Raw genomic sequence first — 1527 nt, forward strand, 5'->3', positions numbered from 1 at the left:
ATTGTGGCCGGGGAATCGTATATTCATAGAAAACCACACCACTGTCATTAGCAGGTTGCTCTATAAAACCTAGCTTCTTGAGCAGTTTCGCTGAAGCAATATTAGATTGGTCAACACCACCTATGAGTTTTAACCATGATTCAGATTGCTCGACTTCATTAATGAAGCCTTGAAGTAATTCACTAGCTAATCCTCGCCCCCAGTATTCTTCAGCAAGCAAATAACCGATATGGGCAGATTCGTTATTTTCCACATAAGCGAACAAGAAACCTATTAGATCGTGCTCCTCGGTTTCCACTTGAAGTAAGCGGCTTTCTGACAACATTCGCTCAAGCCAGATTCTGGCTTGTTCACTAGAACCTATCTCGTGGAAATATGGAGGAAGATTTTCTACAACTGCTGGCGTGAGAATTTGAGGAATCCGCTCTAGCAAAAATGAGTGTTTCGACAAATCAAGTCCTTCAGCAACTTCTACTACTGTCAGCCTCTGACTTTCAAATGCTATTGCCATATAAACTCCCCATCTCGATAAAAATCATAACGCCTTGTTAACGGGCAAAAAACCAGTGTGCCATACTTTGTAGCGAAGCGAAAAATGGCATACGTTTTTTGTCCCTGTTGAACAACTTGTTATGTTTTACCACAAGCAGCAGACTTGTTTGGCACGAAGCAGCGATACCTATTGAGTTTTAAGAGTGTCATCACAGTACTCACTAGCGTGACCACCAAGTGCGCTGATTTTTAATGCCACTACCGATATTTAAGCACCCACTTAGGCTTCAATTGAGGCAATAATGGAGAACTAAAATCGCCAAAGAAGAGTTGTCCAACTATAGCCTTTAGCGAACTCAAATTGCCGAAAAGGGAAGGGGGTGAGGGTTAGGCTATATGGTAATACACTGATTTTATTGATAGAACATAACGCCCAATTAAGGGGTGAGCCACGCTACCACGGCACTCAATTTTAGCGCCTTAAACACTGAACTAGACCTAAACCAAAAATGCCAAGCGTGGGGAATCCCTCTTAAATTGTTTGTTATATGCGTGCTAAACAAGGTACTTTTGCCAGTGATTTAAGCCCTTTAGCATCACTTGAAAATCTTCATAACCCAATGAATTATAGAGTTTTTTAGCAACCACATTCTCTTCGTCGACTTCTAGCGTGATTTTTAGATAGTCATTTTCTCGGCAGTAGTTTTCGATGCCACTTAGTAATAACCTACCTAAACCCAGCCCTCTAGCATTACTTGAGATCATAAAATCATGGATATTCAGCACTTTTCTAGCTCGGTATGTTGAGAATGACTCAAAACAAACAGCAAAACCTACTGCTTCATTGTCATGCACACACAGAAAGCCGTGAAAATATGGAAGCTTGAATAACTGTTTCACAATCGTTGATTCTATAGATGCTGAGACATCCGAAGAGTACTCTCGAAATAGAGTCTCTAGGGCGTTTAGATGTTCTAACTGATCAACCTTGATGTATTTGATTTGAGTACTCATTTTTCGATTTCCGTAAAGCAT

General features: G+C 40.7%; 2 protein-coding genes. Both read right to left on the minus strand.

The window, feature by feature from the left end:
• The coding region (locus tag UA76_RS07360) for a GNAT family N-acetyltransferase (RefSeq protein WP_047044474.1) at nucleotides 1-511 on the minus strand (511 nt) is incomplete at its 3' end.
• Between the two features lie 536 nt (nucleotides 512-1047).
• Nucleotides 1048-1527, minus strand: a 480-nt coding sequence (locus UA76_RS07365; protein ID WP_238322210.1) for a GNAT family N-acetyltransferase, incomplete at its 5' end; no start/stop codon positions are given.

Source organism: Vibrio mexicanus (assembly GCF_001012815.1).
Classification (GTDB): domain Bacteria; phylum Pseudomonadota; class Gammaproteobacteria; order Enterobacterales; family Vibrionaceae; genus Vibrio; species Vibrio mexicanus.